Origin of the sequence: Salinicoccus luteus DSM 17002 (assembly GCF_000712035.1) — a bacterium.
Classification (GTDB): domain Bacteria; phylum Bacillota; class Bacilli; order Staphylococcales; family Salinicoccaceae; genus Salinicoccus; species Salinicoccus luteus.
Genome location: NZ_JONV01000008.1, coordinates 124,491 through 139,196, shown reverse-complemented (window position 1 = coordinate 139,196; position 14,706 = coordinate 124,491). Strand labels below are relative to the sequence as shown.

General features: G+C 48.2%; 16 protein-coding genes. 6 read left to right on the top strand and 10 right to left on the bottom strand.

Annotated features, from left to right (window positions below):
- Positions 1–15: 15 nt before the first annotated feature.
- From BO53_RS13875 to BO53_RS0105490, 3 genes are all read left to right on the top strand, one after another.
- On the top strand, positions 16–192 hold the full coding sequence (locus BO53_RS13875) for a hypothetical protein (RefSeq protein WP_156956098.1): 177 nt from the start codon (positions 16–18) through the stop codon (positions 190–192).
- Entirely contained in the window at positions 189–470 is a 282-nt protein-coding gene (locus BO53_RS0105495; protein WP_031546344.1) for a hypothetical protein, read from the top strand. The genes BO53_RS13875 and BO53_RS0105495 overlap by 4 nt, the downstream gene beginning before the upstream one ends.
- A gap of 62 nt (positions 471–532) precedes the next feature.
- The gene (locus tag BO53_RS0105490) at positions 533–952 is read left to right on the top strand and encodes a hypothetical protein (protein WP_051683022.1); all 420 of its coding nucleotides are present in this window, start codon (positions 533–535) and stop codon (positions 950–952) included.
- 56 nt (positions 953–1,008) lie between these two features.
- On the opposite strand, the gene BO53_RS0105485 is transcribed toward BO53_RS0105490, so the two are convergent.
- The 5 genes from BO53_RS0105485 to BO53_RS0105465 all read right to left on the bottom strand — a co-directional run bounded on the left by BO53_RS0105485 (position 1,009) and on the right by BO53_RS0105465 (position 5,596).
- Positions 1,009–2,112 (bottom strand): threonine synthase, encoded by a 1,104-nt coding sequence (locus BO53_RS0105485; protein ID WP_031546340.1) that lies wholly within the window; start codon positions 2,110–2,112, stop codon positions 1,009–1,011.
- A 72-nt stretch (positions 2,113–2,184) separates the two neighbouring features.
- Positions 2,185–2,559, bottom strand: a complete 375-nt coding sequence (locus BO53_RS0105480; protein WP_031546326.1) for a RidA family protein — start codon at positions 2,557–2,559, stop codon at positions 2,185–2,187.
- Between the two features lie 16 nt (positions 2,560–2,575).
- Positions 2,576–3,220: a helix-turn-helix transcriptional regulator gene (locus BO53_RS0105475; protein WP_031546324.1), complete on the bottom strand. Its 645-nt coding sequence runs from the start codon at positions 3,218–3,220 to the stop codon at positions 2,576–2,578.
- A 135-nt stretch (positions 3,221–3,355) separates the two neighbouring features.
- Positions 3,356–4,936: an FMN-binding glutamate synthase family protein gene (locus BO53_RS0105470; RefSeq protein WP_031546322.1), complete on the bottom strand. Its 1,581-nt coding sequence runs from the start codon at positions 4,934–4,936 to the stop codon at positions 3,356–3,358.
- A 36-nt stretch (positions 4,937–4,972) separates the two neighbouring features.
- The gene (locus BO53_RS0105465; RefSeq protein WP_031546316.1) at positions 4,973–5,596 is read right to left on the bottom strand and encodes an NAD(P)H-binding protein; all 624 of its coding nucleotides are present in this window, start codon (positions 5,594–5,596) and stop codon (positions 4,973–4,975) included.
- 231 nt (positions 5,597–5,827) lie between these two features.
- On the opposite strand from BO53_RS0105465, the gene BO53_RS0105460 reads away from it, so the two are divergent.
- On the top strand, positions 5,828–6,154 hold the full coding sequence (locus BO53_RS0105460) for a four-helix bundle copper-binding protein (RefSeq protein ID WP_031546313.1): 327 nt from the start codon (positions 5,828–5,830) through the stop codon (positions 6,152–6,154).
- A gap of 79 nt (positions 6,155–6,233) precedes the next feature.
- Here the strand turns inward: BO53_RS0105460 and BO53_RS0105455 are convergent, their stop codons facing one another.
- The 3 genes from BO53_RS0105455 to BO53_RS0105445 form a co-directional block, all read right to left on the bottom strand.
- Positions 6,234–7,556 (bottom strand): APC family permease, encoded by a 1,323-nt coding sequence (locus BO53_RS0105455; RefSeq protein WP_031546312.1) that lies wholly within the window; start codon positions 7,554–7,556, stop codon positions 6,234–6,236.
- A gap of 131 nt (positions 7,557–7,687) precedes the next feature.
- On the bottom strand, positions 7,688–8,359 hold the full coding sequence (locus BO53_RS0105450; protein WP_031546311.1) for a response regulator transcription factor: 672 nt from the start codon (positions 8,357–8,359) through the stop codon (positions 7,688–7,690).
- On the bottom strand, positions 8,337–9,740 hold the full coding sequence (locus BO53_RS0105445; RefSeq protein WP_031546310.1) for a sensor histidine kinase: 1,404 nt from the start codon (positions 9,738–9,740) through the stop codon (positions 8,337–8,339). The genes BO53_RS0105450 and BO53_RS0105445 overlap by 23 nt, the downstream gene beginning before the upstream one ends.
- Before the next feature lie 613 nt (positions 9,741–10,353).
- Between BO53_RS0105445 and BO53_RS13710 the strand changes: the two genes are divergently transcribed.
- Positions 10,354–10,845 carry a YdhK family protein gene (locus BO53_RS13710; protein ID WP_245608210.1) on the top strand — a complete coding sequence of 164 codons (492 nt, stop codon included), beginning with the start codon at positions 10,354–10,356 and terminating at the stop codon, positions 10,843–10,845.
- A 169-nt stretch (positions 10,846–11,014) separates the two neighbouring features.
- Here BO53_RS13710 and BO53_RS0105435 read toward each other — a convergent pair whose 3' ends face one another.
- Positions 11,015–11,737 (bottom strand): sulfite exporter TauE/SafE family protein, encoded by a 723-nt coding sequence (locus BO53_RS0105435; protein ID WP_031546308.1) that lies wholly within the window; start codon positions 11,735–11,737, stop codon positions 11,015–11,017.
- A gap of 389 nt (positions 11,738–12,126) precedes the next feature.
- Here BO53_RS0105435 and BO53_RS0105425 point away from each other — a divergent pair, with 389 nt between their 5' ends.
- On the top strand, positions 12,127–13,020 hold the full coding sequence (locus BO53_RS0105425; protein WP_031546307.1) for a YitT family protein: 894 nt from the start codon (positions 12,127–12,129) through the stop codon (positions 13,018–13,020).
- A gap of 67 nt (positions 13,021–13,087) precedes the next feature.
- On the opposite strand, the gene BO53_RS0105420 is transcribed toward BO53_RS0105425, so the two are convergent.
- Complete coding sequence (locus BO53_RS0105420; RefSeq protein WP_031546306.1) at positions 13,088–14,500, bottom strand: YfcC family protein; 1,413 nt, start codon at positions 14,498–14,500, stop codon at positions 13,088–13,090.
- Positions 14,501–14,706 lie beyond the last annotated feature (206 nt).

Here is a 14,706-nt window from a genome sequence, read left to right as displayed (position 1 = left end):
AAGGAGTGCTGTTCATTGGAAAAGAAAAAGTTCACAGAGCTTGATGTTGAGAAACTTAATATTGTCGACAGCAATGGCAAAATCAAAATGACGCTTTTCAATCAGGAGAATATCCCACCAGTGATTTTAGATGGTCAAGATATCATGCCGGGACACAGAAAGGATAATCCGATAGGAGTTTTTAAATTATGAATGAAAAAGCCACATATTTTCTTAATATATTGGTTGGCATTTTCTTCTTTATTTTTTATATTACAATTGTTAATGCCATACTTAATCAAGATATTCTTAGTTTCCCCTTTGTCATACTAACAATATATTTTTTTATTTCTATCTTCACACTAACTCCAGTTAGTACAGAGCTTGGAGAAAAGACTAAAGATTGGAATGCTATTATTGCTAGTTATTCAATGATTGTTGCCTATTTGATATCTCCAATATGGTTATTAATAAAATCTTTCAAAAATTAGAAGTAGTTTTTTGTATAAGAAAATTATGCTTTCTCTATGGAAGGGAAGAGAAATGTGGCGGGTTGATCTTTGGCAGTGAAGCGGATGAAGATGGCAACCCATCAATGACCGCTTCCCTTACCTTCGATGAGTACAGGCAGGATCAAGTGGTACAGATGAGCTACATAGAGGAAAAAGGACAGACCCAATACGGATTTTCCGTTTTTGATAGACCCAATCGGCCACTTTCACATATCGTCAAAGCACATCGTGAGATTGAATCATCTGATATGAGCGATGAGGAGAAAGAGACCGCGTATAAAGCATTGTATAAAGGCAACGCACCACGTGCCTTCATGGGTAAATCCCAAAATGGTGATGTATCCATGAAGCTTATGGATTCAAAAGGGAAGGATCGGATCCGGATGGTCATAGATGAGAATGATGAGCCCAGGATGGAGTTCCTGAACGCACATGGGGAGGTTACTTATAAGCTTCCATAACTCGCTGATCAGTTGCCCTGAATCCACCTTTCATTTAATGTCTTAACTTCTCGAACCTATTTCGATTTGATGCCCGCTCCACAGAGTGGGATGATTATTTTTTCGTCCGGATGTTTTTCATACTTGAGGTAGCCGGCATAGTTGACTGCTGATGTCACTTCCACATAGAATCCTTTTCCACTCAGTTCAGCTCGTGCATCGAGGATTTCATCCTCTTCAATCTCAATGAACGTACCATTCGTATTTCTTACAGCTTCAAGAATCTGCTTAGATCGCGCTGGTGCGGCGATGGCAATCCCTTCCGCCAGCGTCCCTTCATTGACGACGGCCTGTGCAGTCTCCTCACCGTTCCGGTAAGCCTCAGCCAGGGGCGCACAGTGCTTCGCCTGGATGGCGATGATCTTTGGCATCTTCTCAATCAAATCATTTTCATAAAGCTCTTTAAAGCCGTAATAGACACCGAGGAGCAGTGTCCCATTCCCCACCGGAACAATAACTGAATCGGGCACGCCGTTCAGCTGTTCGTAGATTTCGTAGGCGTATGTCTTTGTGCCTTCATAGAAATATGGGTTGTACACATGACTGGCATAGAAGACCCCCTCTTCATCCACAGCCCGTTGGGCTGCCGCGGCAATATCCTCACGGGTACCATGGACCGCCTTGATCGTGGCCCCATGTGCCTTCACCTGATCGATCTTCTTCGGTGATGTTGTATCACGCAAGTAGATGTCACAGGCGATATTGCAGCGTGCTGCATAGGCTGCGATTGCTGTGCCTGCATTGCCGCTGCTGTCGGCGATCACCTTTTTCACACCCAACTCCTTGGCCAGTGTCATCAGAACGGCTGCGCCCCGGTCCTTGAAGGATAACGTTGGCATCATGTAGTCGACTTTCACATATGAATTTGGGGTTTCAGAATCCAGGACAATTAGAGGTGATTGGCCTTCTCCCATCGTGACGCCTTCCCATGTTCTCGAATCCTTTTTGAAGGGCATGGTTTCAAAATAGCGCCATAACGAGTCCGGATAGGCATTCCAGGCTGCAACATCAATCTTGGGGGTTTCCTTCGCTATATCCAGTACGCCTCCACATTCACATTTCCATAATGTCGGAGTAATCTCATACTTTCTACCACAGCTGCTGCAGATGAATTGTTCCACACTCCTCAACCCTTTCAAATAATAATTTATATTAATTAGACTTTTTTATATGCCTCATGCAAAAAAATATACTTAGATGTATGCGATGGCATCTGCTTCAATTTTGAAGCCAAAATGGAGTTCATTCGTCGGTATCACAGTACGGGCAGGCTTGTGCTCGCCGAAGAATTCCTTGTAGACGCCGTCCACCCTATCCCACAGCTTCACATCCGGAATATACAGGTTCATGCGCACAATCTGCTCTTTACTGCTGCCGGCCGCTTCCAAAATGGCTTCCACATTCCTAAGTGCCTGCAGTGTCTCCTCTTCAATCGGTCCAAACTTCTTTTCCCGGGTTTCCGGGTCAACCGCGAATTGTCCGGATACATATACGGTATCCCCGTGTATCGTCACCAAAGCATAATGTCCATTCGATTTTAAATTTCCCACTTCAAAGATCTGCTTCATGATGACACTCCTATTTTCATTTATTTTTGATTTCATCCAAATAGCTGTAGACGGTCACTTTGGAGATGCCCAGCAGAGAAGCAACCTTCTCAACCGAACCTTTCATCAGAAAGATGCCCTTTTCTTCCATGAACCGCATCAGTTCCACCTTCTCATGGCGCTTCATCGCCGGATGCACACTGGTTTTAATGATCTGCTGGATCAGCTGGTCCACTATTTCTTCGACATTCTCGACGTCATCATCCTTTTTGGCCTCTTCCACCGTGGGCACGGCCTGTACAGGCAGAAAATTATCCATGAACTTCTGCATCTGGTTCAGTGCCTCGATATCAAAATTCACACAATAGGCACCAATGACCTTCCGATTGGAATCACGTATCAAAGAAGTCGAGGAACAGATGGTCCGCCCATCTTCAGTTGTGAATGTATAGCCTGACAGATGATCCTCCTTGAAGTCTTCAGCCTGCAGTACCGTCTTGACCAGGTGATCAAAAGATTGACCGACTTCCCTTCCCGTCACATGATTATTGACTGTAAACATCACTGAATTTTGCGGATGGGTCAAATCATGGATGACGACCTCACAGTTTGGTCCGAACATTTTTGCGTTGGCTTTCGCAACCGGGATGAAACTTTCTAAAATTCTCTTGGATTCCTCCATATATATCTCCCTCAGCTTTGAATTCAAATTTATTATATAATTTATTATATGTATATATAAATAAATAGATTTTTTTATACAAAAGAAGAGAGAAGACGGCTGCCTCCACCGCTTCTCTGCACATCCATCAAACATCTAATCCTTTATCTCCTCGACCATGCTGCCGACGGATGAAAGACGGCCTTTATGGTCTTTGTAGATGACATGCTTCCTTTCGAGCTTTGTTGGGGAGTCGACACCGGCAGCTGCGGCCATATTAAACAGTCCTGCACGAAGTGAGGTGACATAGTTCGTCACACGATAGAGCTTTTCATCGACGATCAGACCCTCCTGCAGCTTATCATCCGTCGTCGCCACACCGACCGGGCATGTATTCGTATGACATACTTCAGCCATGATACAGCCGACACTGATCATAAAACCGCGGGCGACATTGATGAGATCCGCCCCCATCCCAAGTGCGATGGCTGCCTTGTCGGGCGTAATGAGCTTGCCGGAGGCGATCAGTTTGACGCGGTCCCGGATACCGTATTCACGGAGCAGATCATCGACAATCGGCAGCGCGGTCATAATCGGCAGACCGACGGAATCCGCAAGCTCCTGATACGTCGCACCGGTTCCGCCCTCCCCTCCATCAATCGTGATGAAGTCCGGTCCTTTACCGGATTCCTTCATGGTCTGGACCATCTCTTCCACACCCTCGATATCTCCGACCACAATCTTCATCCCCACCGGCTTTCCGCCGACTTCACGCAGTTCCTCTATGAAGTCGAACAGCTTCGGGAAGGAATCGTATTCGATGAAGCGGTTCGGGCTGTTGACCGTCTTCCCCGGTTCGATCAGCCGGATTCTTGCGATCTCTTCAGTGACCTTCTTCCCTTCAAGGTGGCCGCCCCGCGTCTTGGCCCCCTGGGCGAGCTTGATTTCAAAGGCCTTCACCTGCTCCATCTCTGCCTTTTCCTTGAATGCCTCCCAGGAGAACTCTCCGGCCGGGGTCCGGACGCCGAACAGTCCCGGCCCGATCTGCATCATCAGGTCGGCATCACCCGCCAGGTGATGGTCGGATATCCCGCCTTCCCCCGTGTTCATCCAGGTGCCGCCGGCAATCCCGAGTCCTCTTGACAGTGCGGTAATCGCCCGTTCGCCGAGGGCACCGTAGCTCATCGCAGACATGCCGACCTGCCCCTTTAGATGGAAGGGCTGCCGGCATCTGCCTTCCCCAAGGACAATCGCGTCCTCATCCCGCAGAAGATATGGGTCCGCCTGCGTCTCTTCCCGGTGCTCCTTGCGGGAGAAGAGCCCTTCATTGTCGATGATGTATTTGTAGGTATTCGTCTTCTCTGTATTATCAATCCGCATTTCACTGGAAAGCTTGGGGAACAGGCTGTTCCGTATCAAATAGCCCTCTTCCTTGAAGTCCCGGTCGGAACCGAAGCCGAGCAGCCGTTCATTATATTTCCCTGCCTTGACCACGTTCTGGAACTCGAGCCTCGAGAACGGCTCCCCTTCATTATCCTCTGCGAAAAGGTACTGTCTCAGTTCCGGACCGACGTGTTCGGAGATATACCGGACCCGCCCAAGCAGTGGAAAATTGCGCAGGATCGCATGCTGCTTCTGGCGGTCATCCTTCTGATACATATATGCCATATAGGCAAGCGGTGCCGCGACCGAAGATGTCATAATCGCCGACGGCAGATATTTCGTTACTTTTCCCATATGAACCACCCTTCTTTTTATTTCCTCATTCATACTTTATAAAGAACTCAAAGCCTCTTCTATCTCCGTCTTCCCTTGGGCCACTTCAAAGGCCCTGTTGAATGTATGCTTATTGCCGAGTGCTCCCACAAGGACGGCAGCCACATCTTCATGGGGTATTTCATCACTGTCTGCATCCACTGTCTCTCCTGCCTCGATCGTGCCATTCCCCGGCTTGCTGACTGTCTTTACCGTCCGGATGACCGTATAGGAGAACGCGCTCTTTTTGATCCATTCCTCCGGTTTGTGCTTCCCGCCCGTCTTCTTTGATTCTTCGGACTCATCCAGCCGGACGGGGCTCAAGTAGACGATGCGTTCGACCTTCTCCCGCTGTGCGGCTTCAAGCGATTCGATCACGGCTTCATGATCCACCAGTGTACCTTGGTTCTCACCTGCGCCCTGGCTCGCCCCTGCAATGTAGATGATCGCATCGACACCTGCGGCGCCTTTGCCGACCCCCTCATCTTTGGAGATGATCACTTCATCCGCCCCAATCATCTTCAGCTCTTCCGCCCTGTTTTCAGCTTCCGCAACCGTCACCACTTCATGGCCTTTCGCATCAAGCGCCTTCAGAACATGCTCACCCAGTCCTTCACTGCCGCCAAAAACAAATACCTTCATCCAATACCTCCCTTCTGCCGATATGTTTATTCTCTAACTTCCCTATCCAAAATTAATGAAACACCTCATGTTGATTGCTGAACTGCCGAATCAGAAAAATTGTCTCCTGCATTTAGCAATATTAAAATTCTGTGCAGTTTCTGTGGAGTTTAGGAATATCGGTTTATATGCAAAATGGGTGGGAATCCAACTAATGCAAGCGCATTTAATTCTTATAGGAGGGATTTTTCTATGGCACATGAAAAGCACCAGCAATTGATTCAAACCCTGCATGAATGTCTGGAAGCCTGTAACCACTGCTACGATGCCTGTCTGAGGGAAGAAGATGTAAAAATGATGGCGGAGTGCATCCGATTGGACCGTGAGTGTGCGGATATCTGTGCATTTCTGGAGCAGTCACTGACAAGGAACTCACCATTCTCTTCAGATCTTGCATCCGTTTGTGCAAAAGTCTGCGAAGCATGCGGAAACGAATGTAAGAAACATGACCACGACCATTGCCAGAAGTGTGCAGATGCATGCTTCAAATGTGCGGAAGCGTGCAAACAGATTGCATAGGACGGAAATCAAAAAAGGAAGGGAAACTTGGGGTTTCTCCCAATTTTCCCTTCCTTTTAAATTTATATTGGCATCTGAATCAATGATGGTCCGCATGTGCTTCTCCTCCATCATCCCGGTTTTTAAGGAATACATATTCCCCAACGAAAATGACGATGATGAAAATGAGCGAGACGGCAACAATCAGCCAGTCATTCATCAGCTTGACCCAGACGAAGGCAGCGAGCACTATTCCATCAAGAATGAAGGCTGTAATGAGGATCCATGGCTTGGCATCGACCTTTTCCCTCAGATGTCTGAATACGCCCCAATGCACAATCATATCCATCACGAGATAGAGTATGGCACCGACCGAGGCGATGCGGCTGAGGTCGAAGATGACTGCGAGCACCATCGCAAGCACAATCGTGTATACCAGCGTGTGCTTCTGGATGCGTCCCGGCATGCCGAAGTGCTTATGTGGAATCAGCTTCATATCCGTCAGCATGGCAAGCATGCGGGAGACGGCGAATACGCTGGCAATGATGCCGGATACTGTCGCAATGATCGCAATGGCGACGGTGAACCATACACCGTAGTCGCCGAATGCCGGCCTCGCCGCTTCAGCAAGGGAGTAGTCCCTGGCTGCAATAATCTGGTCGAGCGGCAGATTGCTGGATACCGCCCATGCGACCAGCAGATAGACGAAAAGACTTATCGAAATCGATATGACGATCGCCCGGCCGACATTTTTGTTTGGGTTGACGATTTCAGAACCGCTGTTTGTGATCGTCGTAAATCCCTTGAATGAAAGGATGGTAAGTGCTACAGCTGCAATGATGCTGGCAATTGTGGCATCTTCAGTGCCTCCACCGCTTTCGGCCGGCGTGACGGAAAATCCGGCGACCCACAAGCCGCCCATCGCGAATGTGACAAGACCGAGAATTTTAAGCAGGGAGACGATCGATGTGAACGTCTGTATGAAGCTGTTGCTGGCAATGTTGACCAGGAATGCGAAAAGCAGGAGACCCACAGCGAGCACGGGCACCAGATAGCTGTTTGCATCCATGTCGAATATCTGTAATGTATAGGTGCCGAAAGTACGCGCCACAAGACTCTGGTTGATGACCATGGAGACTGCCATCAACATCGCTGCAGAAGCGGTGATGGTCCCCTGGCCATATGCTTTTGCCAGGAACATGCCGATGCCCCCGGCTGACGGGTACTCATTGCTCATCTTCACGTAGGAATAGGCACTGAAGCCCGTCACGATGCCACCAACGATGAACATAATCGGAAACCATGTTCCGGCAAGTACCGCAATCTGACCCAGCAGTGCAAATATACCGGCGCTGATCATCACGCCTGTACCAAGACCGATTGCCCCCGTCAGGGATAGGCTGTTCTTTTTATAGTCGCTCATTATCCTCACCTCAGAAATAGTGTTGTCTGAAGTATATGCCCATGTTTTATGCAGTTATTGTGCAGTTTTTGGAGTATTTCATATAAATATTGATAATTCGCTCAGCATAATGAACGGAGGACCTATAGAATCTACTGCTTCACCCATTTATAGCCGACGCCCCATACTGTATGGAAATAATCGTCGATGGGGAAACCCGCTTCCCTGATCTTCTCCCGGATGTTCCTCACATGGGAATCGACCGTCCGTCCTTCGGTCTCCGAATATATCCCCCACACCAGGTCGATCAGATGCTCCCTGGAATATACGCGCCCCGGGTGCTCCATGAGCAGTCCGAGCAATGAGAATTCCTTGGGGGTCAACTTGATATGCTGCCCCTTATAGGATAGTTTAAACCGCTCCTCATCCCAGAGCAGACCATCCACTTCCACACGGCTCGCTGGCTCCACCCGCCTCAACAGGGCATCCATCCGTGCAGTGAGCTCTTCCTCATCGAATGGTTTCGTTATATAGTCGTCCGCCCCAAGCTTCAGACCTTTGACGATATCCGTCTTCTGTTCCCGTGCCGTCACCATGATGATGGGCACATCTGAATGTTCACGGATTTCCCGGCATACCTGCCATCCATCGATGTCAGGCATCATGATATCGAGCAGCACGATATCAAATCGCTCCTGACCGATATATTCGAGGCCTTCTTTTGCCCCTAAGGCCTTCTTGCAGTTATAGCCATAGGGACTCAAGTATAATGACAGTAATTCGAGCATCCGCTCTTCATCATCAACCAATAGAACCTTTTTCATAATCTTCCTCCTTCGGCAACGTTATTCTGAAGATAGTGCCCTCGCCCACCTTGCTTTCAACTTCCAGCCTGCCGTTGTGCAAAGCGACAATCTCTTTGGCGATGGTAAGCCCAAGACCGGATCCGCCCTTCGTACGGGATCTGGATTTTTCTGCACGATACAGTCGCTCGAATATATATGGAAGATCTTCCTCGGCAATGCCGTCCCCTGTATCCGAAACAAGCGTCACTATTTCATTTTCGGACGGAATCACTTCCAGCCTGACATGATTTCCGTGGGGCGTGTATTTAATGGCATTATCCAATATATTGAGCAGCACCTGCTGAATCCTTTCCGGATCAGCCTCGATGGCCACATTGTCCGGGCAGTCATATGAAAATTTTATATGCCGCTCTTCAATTACCGGGCGGACCCGATCCACAACCTTTTTAATCAGTACATCGAAGGCCACCTCCTCCTTTTTTATGACGAAGGCATTCTGGTCTATCTTGGCCAACTCAAATAAAGTCTTGACCAGCCCAGACAGATGGTCCACCTCTTCCTGGATCACTCCGATATACTTCCTCCGGTCTGCGGCTGACTGGGAATCCCGGCTGATGATGTCTGCATATCCCTTCAGATAGGTAAGCGGGGTGCGGAGTTCGTGGGAGACACTTGCCAGAAACTCATTCCTTTCACTCTTCACCCGCTTCAAATCCTTCGACAGCCGAGTGATGGCAGTCGCCAGTTCCCCGAGTTCGTCATTCCGGTCCGTGGAGAGCGCCACTTCATGATTGCCCCCACTCATTGCTTCAGTGGCATGCTTCATTCTGACCAGCGGCTGGGTGATCACCTTGGACAGCACCATTACGGTGACTACAGTCAGTATGACTGTCACCAGTCCGATGAAAAGGAATTGCCGGGTGAGATTGCTGATGATCTCCTTGATATGGTTGCTGTCGGCAAACATGAATACGTGCCCACTATGCTTCCCATCCATGATGATTGGGCTGTCGGTCGCCACATACTGCTCATCCGCCCAGTCCGATTCCAGTATCACGCCCTCATCCGGCACTCGGCCCTCATCCGTATGTTCGATGACTGCCTCCACTTCCGCCCCTATGGCGTCGGAGCTCCTGATGACCTCCCCACCCCGGTCCGTGATTGCCACAATTAAATCAGATTCGGATTCCATGATGACGACATGATCTAAAGTCGTTGATGTATAGTTTTCCTCCAGCACATCCCGATGGGTATTGCCACGTGCCAGCAAATCCCCCATCACTTCGTCGACGCGGTCATTAACGAGGTTCGTATAAAGTATGGAAAATAAAATGATTTCAACAGTGATGATGACTATAAAAAATAACAACCCTATTTTCAAAGATAATTGATTTCTCATCAAAACCGTCCCCCCTTCGCCAATAATCCTACGGGTGCTCCAACAGAATAAAAACATGACTTATGCCTGCTTGGTTTTCTCAGTACTGTCAGCATACCTTATTATCCTGTACATCTTCCATTTCTCCGCCCGTATAATCAATGGAATGAATCTCTGGAGCAAGTAGATTTCATCCAAATTTCACTATATCTGCACGTAAACTGCACATACTTGGGGTAAGCTTCCAGCATCTTAAAAAAATTGGAGGAAAATTGGAATGAGACAATTTCAAAAAGTTTCTTTATCAGGCGCTATGATTTTCACATTGGCTATGGGGATCGGTACAGGAGCAGCAAACGCAGGTGGAACAGAGGATGCCTCCCATGCAGATGGAAGTTATTACTACTATGAAGTGGATGCACATGGAAACAAAACGCATTACATTGAGGGTTTGACTGAAGGGCAACTGGAAGATGAACTGGGCTATCCTTATAACGGAGAGCGCAGCCATTACTACTATGAAGCCAATGAAGAGGGAGAGCAGACGAAGTACATCAACGGTCTGACAAAGGAAGAGCTGAAGGAAAGACTGCATCAATACAATATGCAGGCCGGTTTCCACTCTGATGGACATATGAATATGGAATCCAAATCACATTCCGGCGGGCACATGAATCATTCCGCTGAAGAAATGTCGAGTTCCGGTGAAGTTCCTGAAGAGCTGCAGACAGCTGAAAATCCCACATATCCAGTAGGAAGCACAGCAGTTATCCAAGCCGATCATATGCATGGCATGGATGGTGCTGAAGCGACCATTTCCGGCGCTTTCGATACCACCGTGTACACTGTTTCCTATATACCGACAACAGGGGGCGAAATGGTTGAAGACCATAAATGGGTCATCCATGAGGAACTGGTCGATCCGGGTGGCACACCATTGCAGCCGGGTGATGAAGCAGTCATGGAAGCCACCCACATGGAAGGTATGGAAGGTGCTGCTGCTACTATAGATTCCGCTGAACAGACCATCGTCTATATGGTGGACTTCACAACTACAGATACTGGCGAAGAAGTACAGAATCATAAATGGGTGACGGAAGGCGAGCTGTCACCTGTCAATAAATAGTTTTTAAATGCTTACAAGTACCAACAAAGACACCCTTCCTCTTTGATTGGGTGCCTTAATCGTTTGTATACGAAGCAGTTTCGAATCATATTGAAGAATAACTCCCCCTGATCCGCAGCAGCGGACCAGGGGGAGTTATTCTGCTTCCATTCACCAAAAATATTCATCATTACACTAAGCCAGCACTATCCATAAGCAGATATATACCGGTGACTACCAGAATAACATATGTAAAGATGCGGAATCCCTTCTGGTTGATGTATTTGAACAGCCTCTGTCCCACGAATAGTCCCATGAAAACCAGAGGCAGTCCCCACAGGCTGGCTATCCACACCGTCTGACCAGTGCCAGCGAAGACAATCTGGATGATCAGGCTCACAGTATATATGAACAGATAAAATGCAAGGGTCGTCCCCCTCACCTTCTCCTTCAGACTGTCTGTGCCTGCAAAGTACAGCAGCAGCGGTGGACCGGGCATGCCAATGCTTGTGGTAAGCGCGCCCGCAAGGCCGCCTGCAAAAAAGTCCCTGCCCCTGTTTCTGTCAATCCGGAACTTGCATATCAGCAACAGCGTCAATCCGAGTATGACTATCCCGATGACGCGTTTCAATCCATCGATATCGACCATCAGAAAGATGGCGATTCCGATGAACATCCCCACACTGCTTCCTATGATGAATCGCTTGAGCACTCCGTAATCAATGTCTCTCCTGATTCTTCGAATCAAAGCTGCTGAAATGATGAGGGATAGAACCAGATTGATCTGGATTGCTTCAGCCGGTTCGAATATCAGCAGCAGAAAAGGTGTCGCAAGAATCGAAAAGCCGAATCCGGTACTTGTCTGCAGTGTAGAAGCGACCAATATGATTATGATGAATACTGCTACCTCCATGCGTTCGTCTCCCCAGTAAAAAGATAATGCTGACATACTACCATTTCTTTCGTTCTTTAGCACCCTGCAGTAAAATCCTTTCCTCCTGGAAGCCACTGGAGGTCCCTTTAAATTCTACATATACCATCTTCATCCCACTTTATAATTTTGGACTTTACTCCTCATCCAATCAGTTCTGAACTGTAAATTTCATACTGTCACAATTTTGCCATTTATCATTTATGAGCCTGGAAAACGCTTACCCCCCGGCGTATCAGAACCCTTGGCCGCCAAGGGATTCAGTGATAGTATTCTGTAAATTAGGACTATAAATAAAACTATTGTAATTTGCCATCATTTTCTAGTATTATGAATCGGTGCTACTCAAGCGCCATATAAGGAGGGTTATTATGATGATCGGTAAAAAGCTGAATAAAATTAATTTTGAAAAGATAAAAGTGTCCATGACGCCCACGATTACATTGCAGACATTGATGAATATAGCTGCTGTCATATTGGGGGCTTTCCTCTTTTCCATCGGTGTGAATCTATTCATGATTCCGGGAAATCTGGGGGACGGGGGCGTATCAGGACTGGCCATCATAATCCTGTATGCGTTTGAGATTTCCCCGGCAATTTCCACACTCGTACTCAACGGCATCCTGCTCATTATTGGATTCAGATTCCTGTCAAGACGTGGAATGTACTATACAATATTTGCAGTAATCATGATGTCCGTGTTCCTGGGAATTACGGAACCATGGGTCGTGCAGACGAACGAAGTGATGCTCAATGTCATATTCGGTGGTCTATTCCTCGGACTGGGCAATGGACTTGTCATCCGGATCGGAGCAACAACAGCAGGGTCTGCGATACTCGGCAGGATCGCCCATAAATATCTCGATGTGAAAATATCGAATGCGGTATTGCTGTTCGACCTCATGGTCATTACACTCGGCTTGACGGTACTGACAATTGAACAGGTACTGCTCACCGTCGTTGCCATGTATATCAACGTGAAAGTCATGGACTTCATGATAGAAGGTATGAATCCGAAGAAGGCGATCACAATCATTTCACAGCACCCCGAAGTGCTGGGCAAACTGATCAACAGTGAAATTGGCCGCGGTGTCACCATGATGAATGGTAAAGGATTCTATTCCAGGGAAGAGAACGACATCCTCTATGTCGTCATCAGTAAATCCAAATTGACCCGGCTTAAACGTCTGATCCAAAAGTACGATGAAGATGCCTTTGTTGTCGTCAACGATGTGAACAGCGTACTTGGCAGTTCATTTGTATAGAAAATAGATGAAACAGGGTGCAGGATCTCCAAGAAGAGATGCTGCACCCTGTTTTTTCATATATTGTCTAGAACGGCCCCCACTGTATCAGGTGGGCAATCACAAGGGCGATTGCGCCGACGCCGTATGCGATGAGGAGGAAGGGCCAGATGAACTTGAGCCAGTCCGTATACTGGACCTTGGCAATGACGAGGGCTGCCATGAAGTAGCCTGAAGTCGGATAGAAGATGTTCGAGAAACCATCGCCCAACTGAAATGCGAGCACCGCATTCTGCCGGGTCATCTCCGTAATGTCCACGACCCCGACCATGATCGGCATGGTGGCAGCCGCCTGTCCGCTTCCCGAAGGAATCACGAAGTTGAGCAGACCTTGCGTGATCATCATCATCACCGGCACAAGGTTCTCGGGAATCGCAGTGATGAGGAGACTGATTCCATAGACGACCGTATCAAGAATCTGACCGTCCTCAAGCACAATGGATATCGCCCGGGCGACCCCAACGATGAGTGAGCCGAGCAGGATATTCCTGATGCCGTCATTGATGGATTCGGCAATCTTTGACGGTCCCATTCCGGCAATCAGACCGCTGATGATACCAGCAAACAGATAGAACCCGGCGAGCTCCGTGAAATACCAGCCATGTACAAGCACACCGTAGAACATGCCGCCGAATGATAATATGAAGGCTGCTGTAGCGATTTTCGTACGGGTACTGATTTCCTCCTGCGGATCTTCATCCGACTCCGTGATGAACTCGGAAGCCGGTACATCGTTCGTCTGTAGCGTCTTCGATGGGTCCTTCTTCACCCTGTTGGCATAGCGCAGCACGAACAGTATGCCGAGGACCAGTATCACACTCAGGAGTATCGCCCTATATCCCATGCCGGAATATAGGGGCAGTTCGGCGATCGCCTGTGCCGTCCCCAGGTTTGCCGGTGCTGTCAGGGCGACGGCGAACCCTGTGACGGTTGCTACGAGCGTCGTTGCCGCTGCAGTGATCCTGTCGAAACCGAGTCTGAGGAACAGCGGCAGCAATGCCGGCAGGAAGATCAGGGAAGATTCGATATTCCCTGTAACTGCAACAAAGATGGCAAGCGGCACCATCACTGTCGGGATGATCAGAAGACCTTTGTTTGAAAATGACTTCGAGAGATAGTTGATGATCAGCCTGATGATGCCGGCATCCTCCACTATCTTGAACAGGGCACCGATTGCCATGATGCCGAAGATGATCTCTATTGTCGCGATGACACCGCGCGGTACAGCGGTCATATATTCCATGAAGCCGACAGGTGTCTGTTCCACACCGCCATACGTCCCCTGTACGATCATGTCCACGCCATCGACCGTTTCACGTTCGTAGCTGCCCGCCGGAACAATGTATGTAGCAATCACGCCGATGGTGATCAGGGCGAATAGGATGACGTAGATATGCGGCATGACAAACCTATTCTTTTTGGATGAATCCTTTTTTGCCATTGAATTTTCTTCCCCTTTCCTCAATTGGATTGATGAAAATCATGTTTACCAATAATTTTCATAATATTCTATATATAACAAGCTACTATAGCTTCAGAGTAATGTAAATATGCGTCCCATAAGTAAAGGTGTCTTTTGTAACCACTCATTTTTTTCGAAGAATCTGTCCCAATATGAAACATCCCCCTGCCGAGCGGCAGGAGGAT

Excerpts from the sequence above, each read along its gene's own strand:
- BO53_RS0105450 (WP_031546311.1), bottom strand. The coding sequence starts at position 8,359 with ATGAAAAAGGTTCTATTGGTTGATGATGAAGAGCGGATGCTCGAATTA.
- BO53_RS13710 (WP_245608210.1), top strand. The coding sequence starts at position 10,354 with ATGAATATGGAATCCAAATCACATTCCGGCGGGCACATGAATCATTCC.
- BO53_RS0105420 (WP_031546306.1), bottom strand. The coding sequence starts at position 14,500 with ATGGCAAAAAAGGATTCATCCAAAAAGAATAGGTTTGTCATGCCGCAT.
- BO53_RS0105475 (WP_031546324.1), bottom strand. The coding sequence starts at position 3,220 with ATGGAGGAATCCAAGAGAATTTTAGAAAGTTTCATCCCGGTTGCGAAA.
- BO53_RS0105425 (WP_031546307.1), top strand. The coding sequence starts at position 12,127 with ATGATGATCGGTAAAAAGCTGAATAAAATTAATTTTGAAAAGATAAAA.
- BO53_RS0105470 (WP_031546322.1), bottom strand. The coding sequence starts at position 4,936 with ATGGGAAAAGTAACGAAATATCTGCCGTCGGCGATTATGACATCTTCG.
- BO53_RS0105435 (WP_031546308.1), bottom strand. The coding sequence starts at position 11,737 with ATGGAGGTAGCAGTATTCATCATAATCATATTGGTCGCTTCTACACTG.
- BO53_RS0105445 (WP_031546310.1), bottom strand. The coding sequence starts at position 9,740 with ATGAGAAATCAATTATCTTTGAAAATAGGGTTGTTATTTTTTATAGTC.
- BO53_RS0105455 (WP_031546312.1), bottom strand. The coding sequence starts at position 7,556 with ATGAGCGACTATAAAAAGAACAGCCTATCCCTGACGGGGGCAATCGGT.
- BO53_RS0105480 (WP_031546326.1), bottom strand. The coding sequence starts at position 2,559 with ATGAAGCAGATCTTTGAAGTGGGAAATTTAAAATCGAATGGACATTAT.
- BO53_RS0105465 (WP_031546316.1), bottom strand. The coding sequence starts at position 5,596 with ATGAAGGTATTTGTTTTTGGCGGCAGTGAAGGACTGGGTGAGCATGTT.
- BO53_RS0105495 (WP_031546344.1), top strand. The coding sequence starts at position 189 with ATGAATGAAAAAGCCACATATTTTCTTAATATATTGGTTGGCATTTTC.
- BO53_RS0105460 (WP_031546313.1), top strand. The coding sequence starts at position 5,828 with ATGGCACATGAAAAGCACCAGCAATTGATTCAAACCCTGCATGAATGT.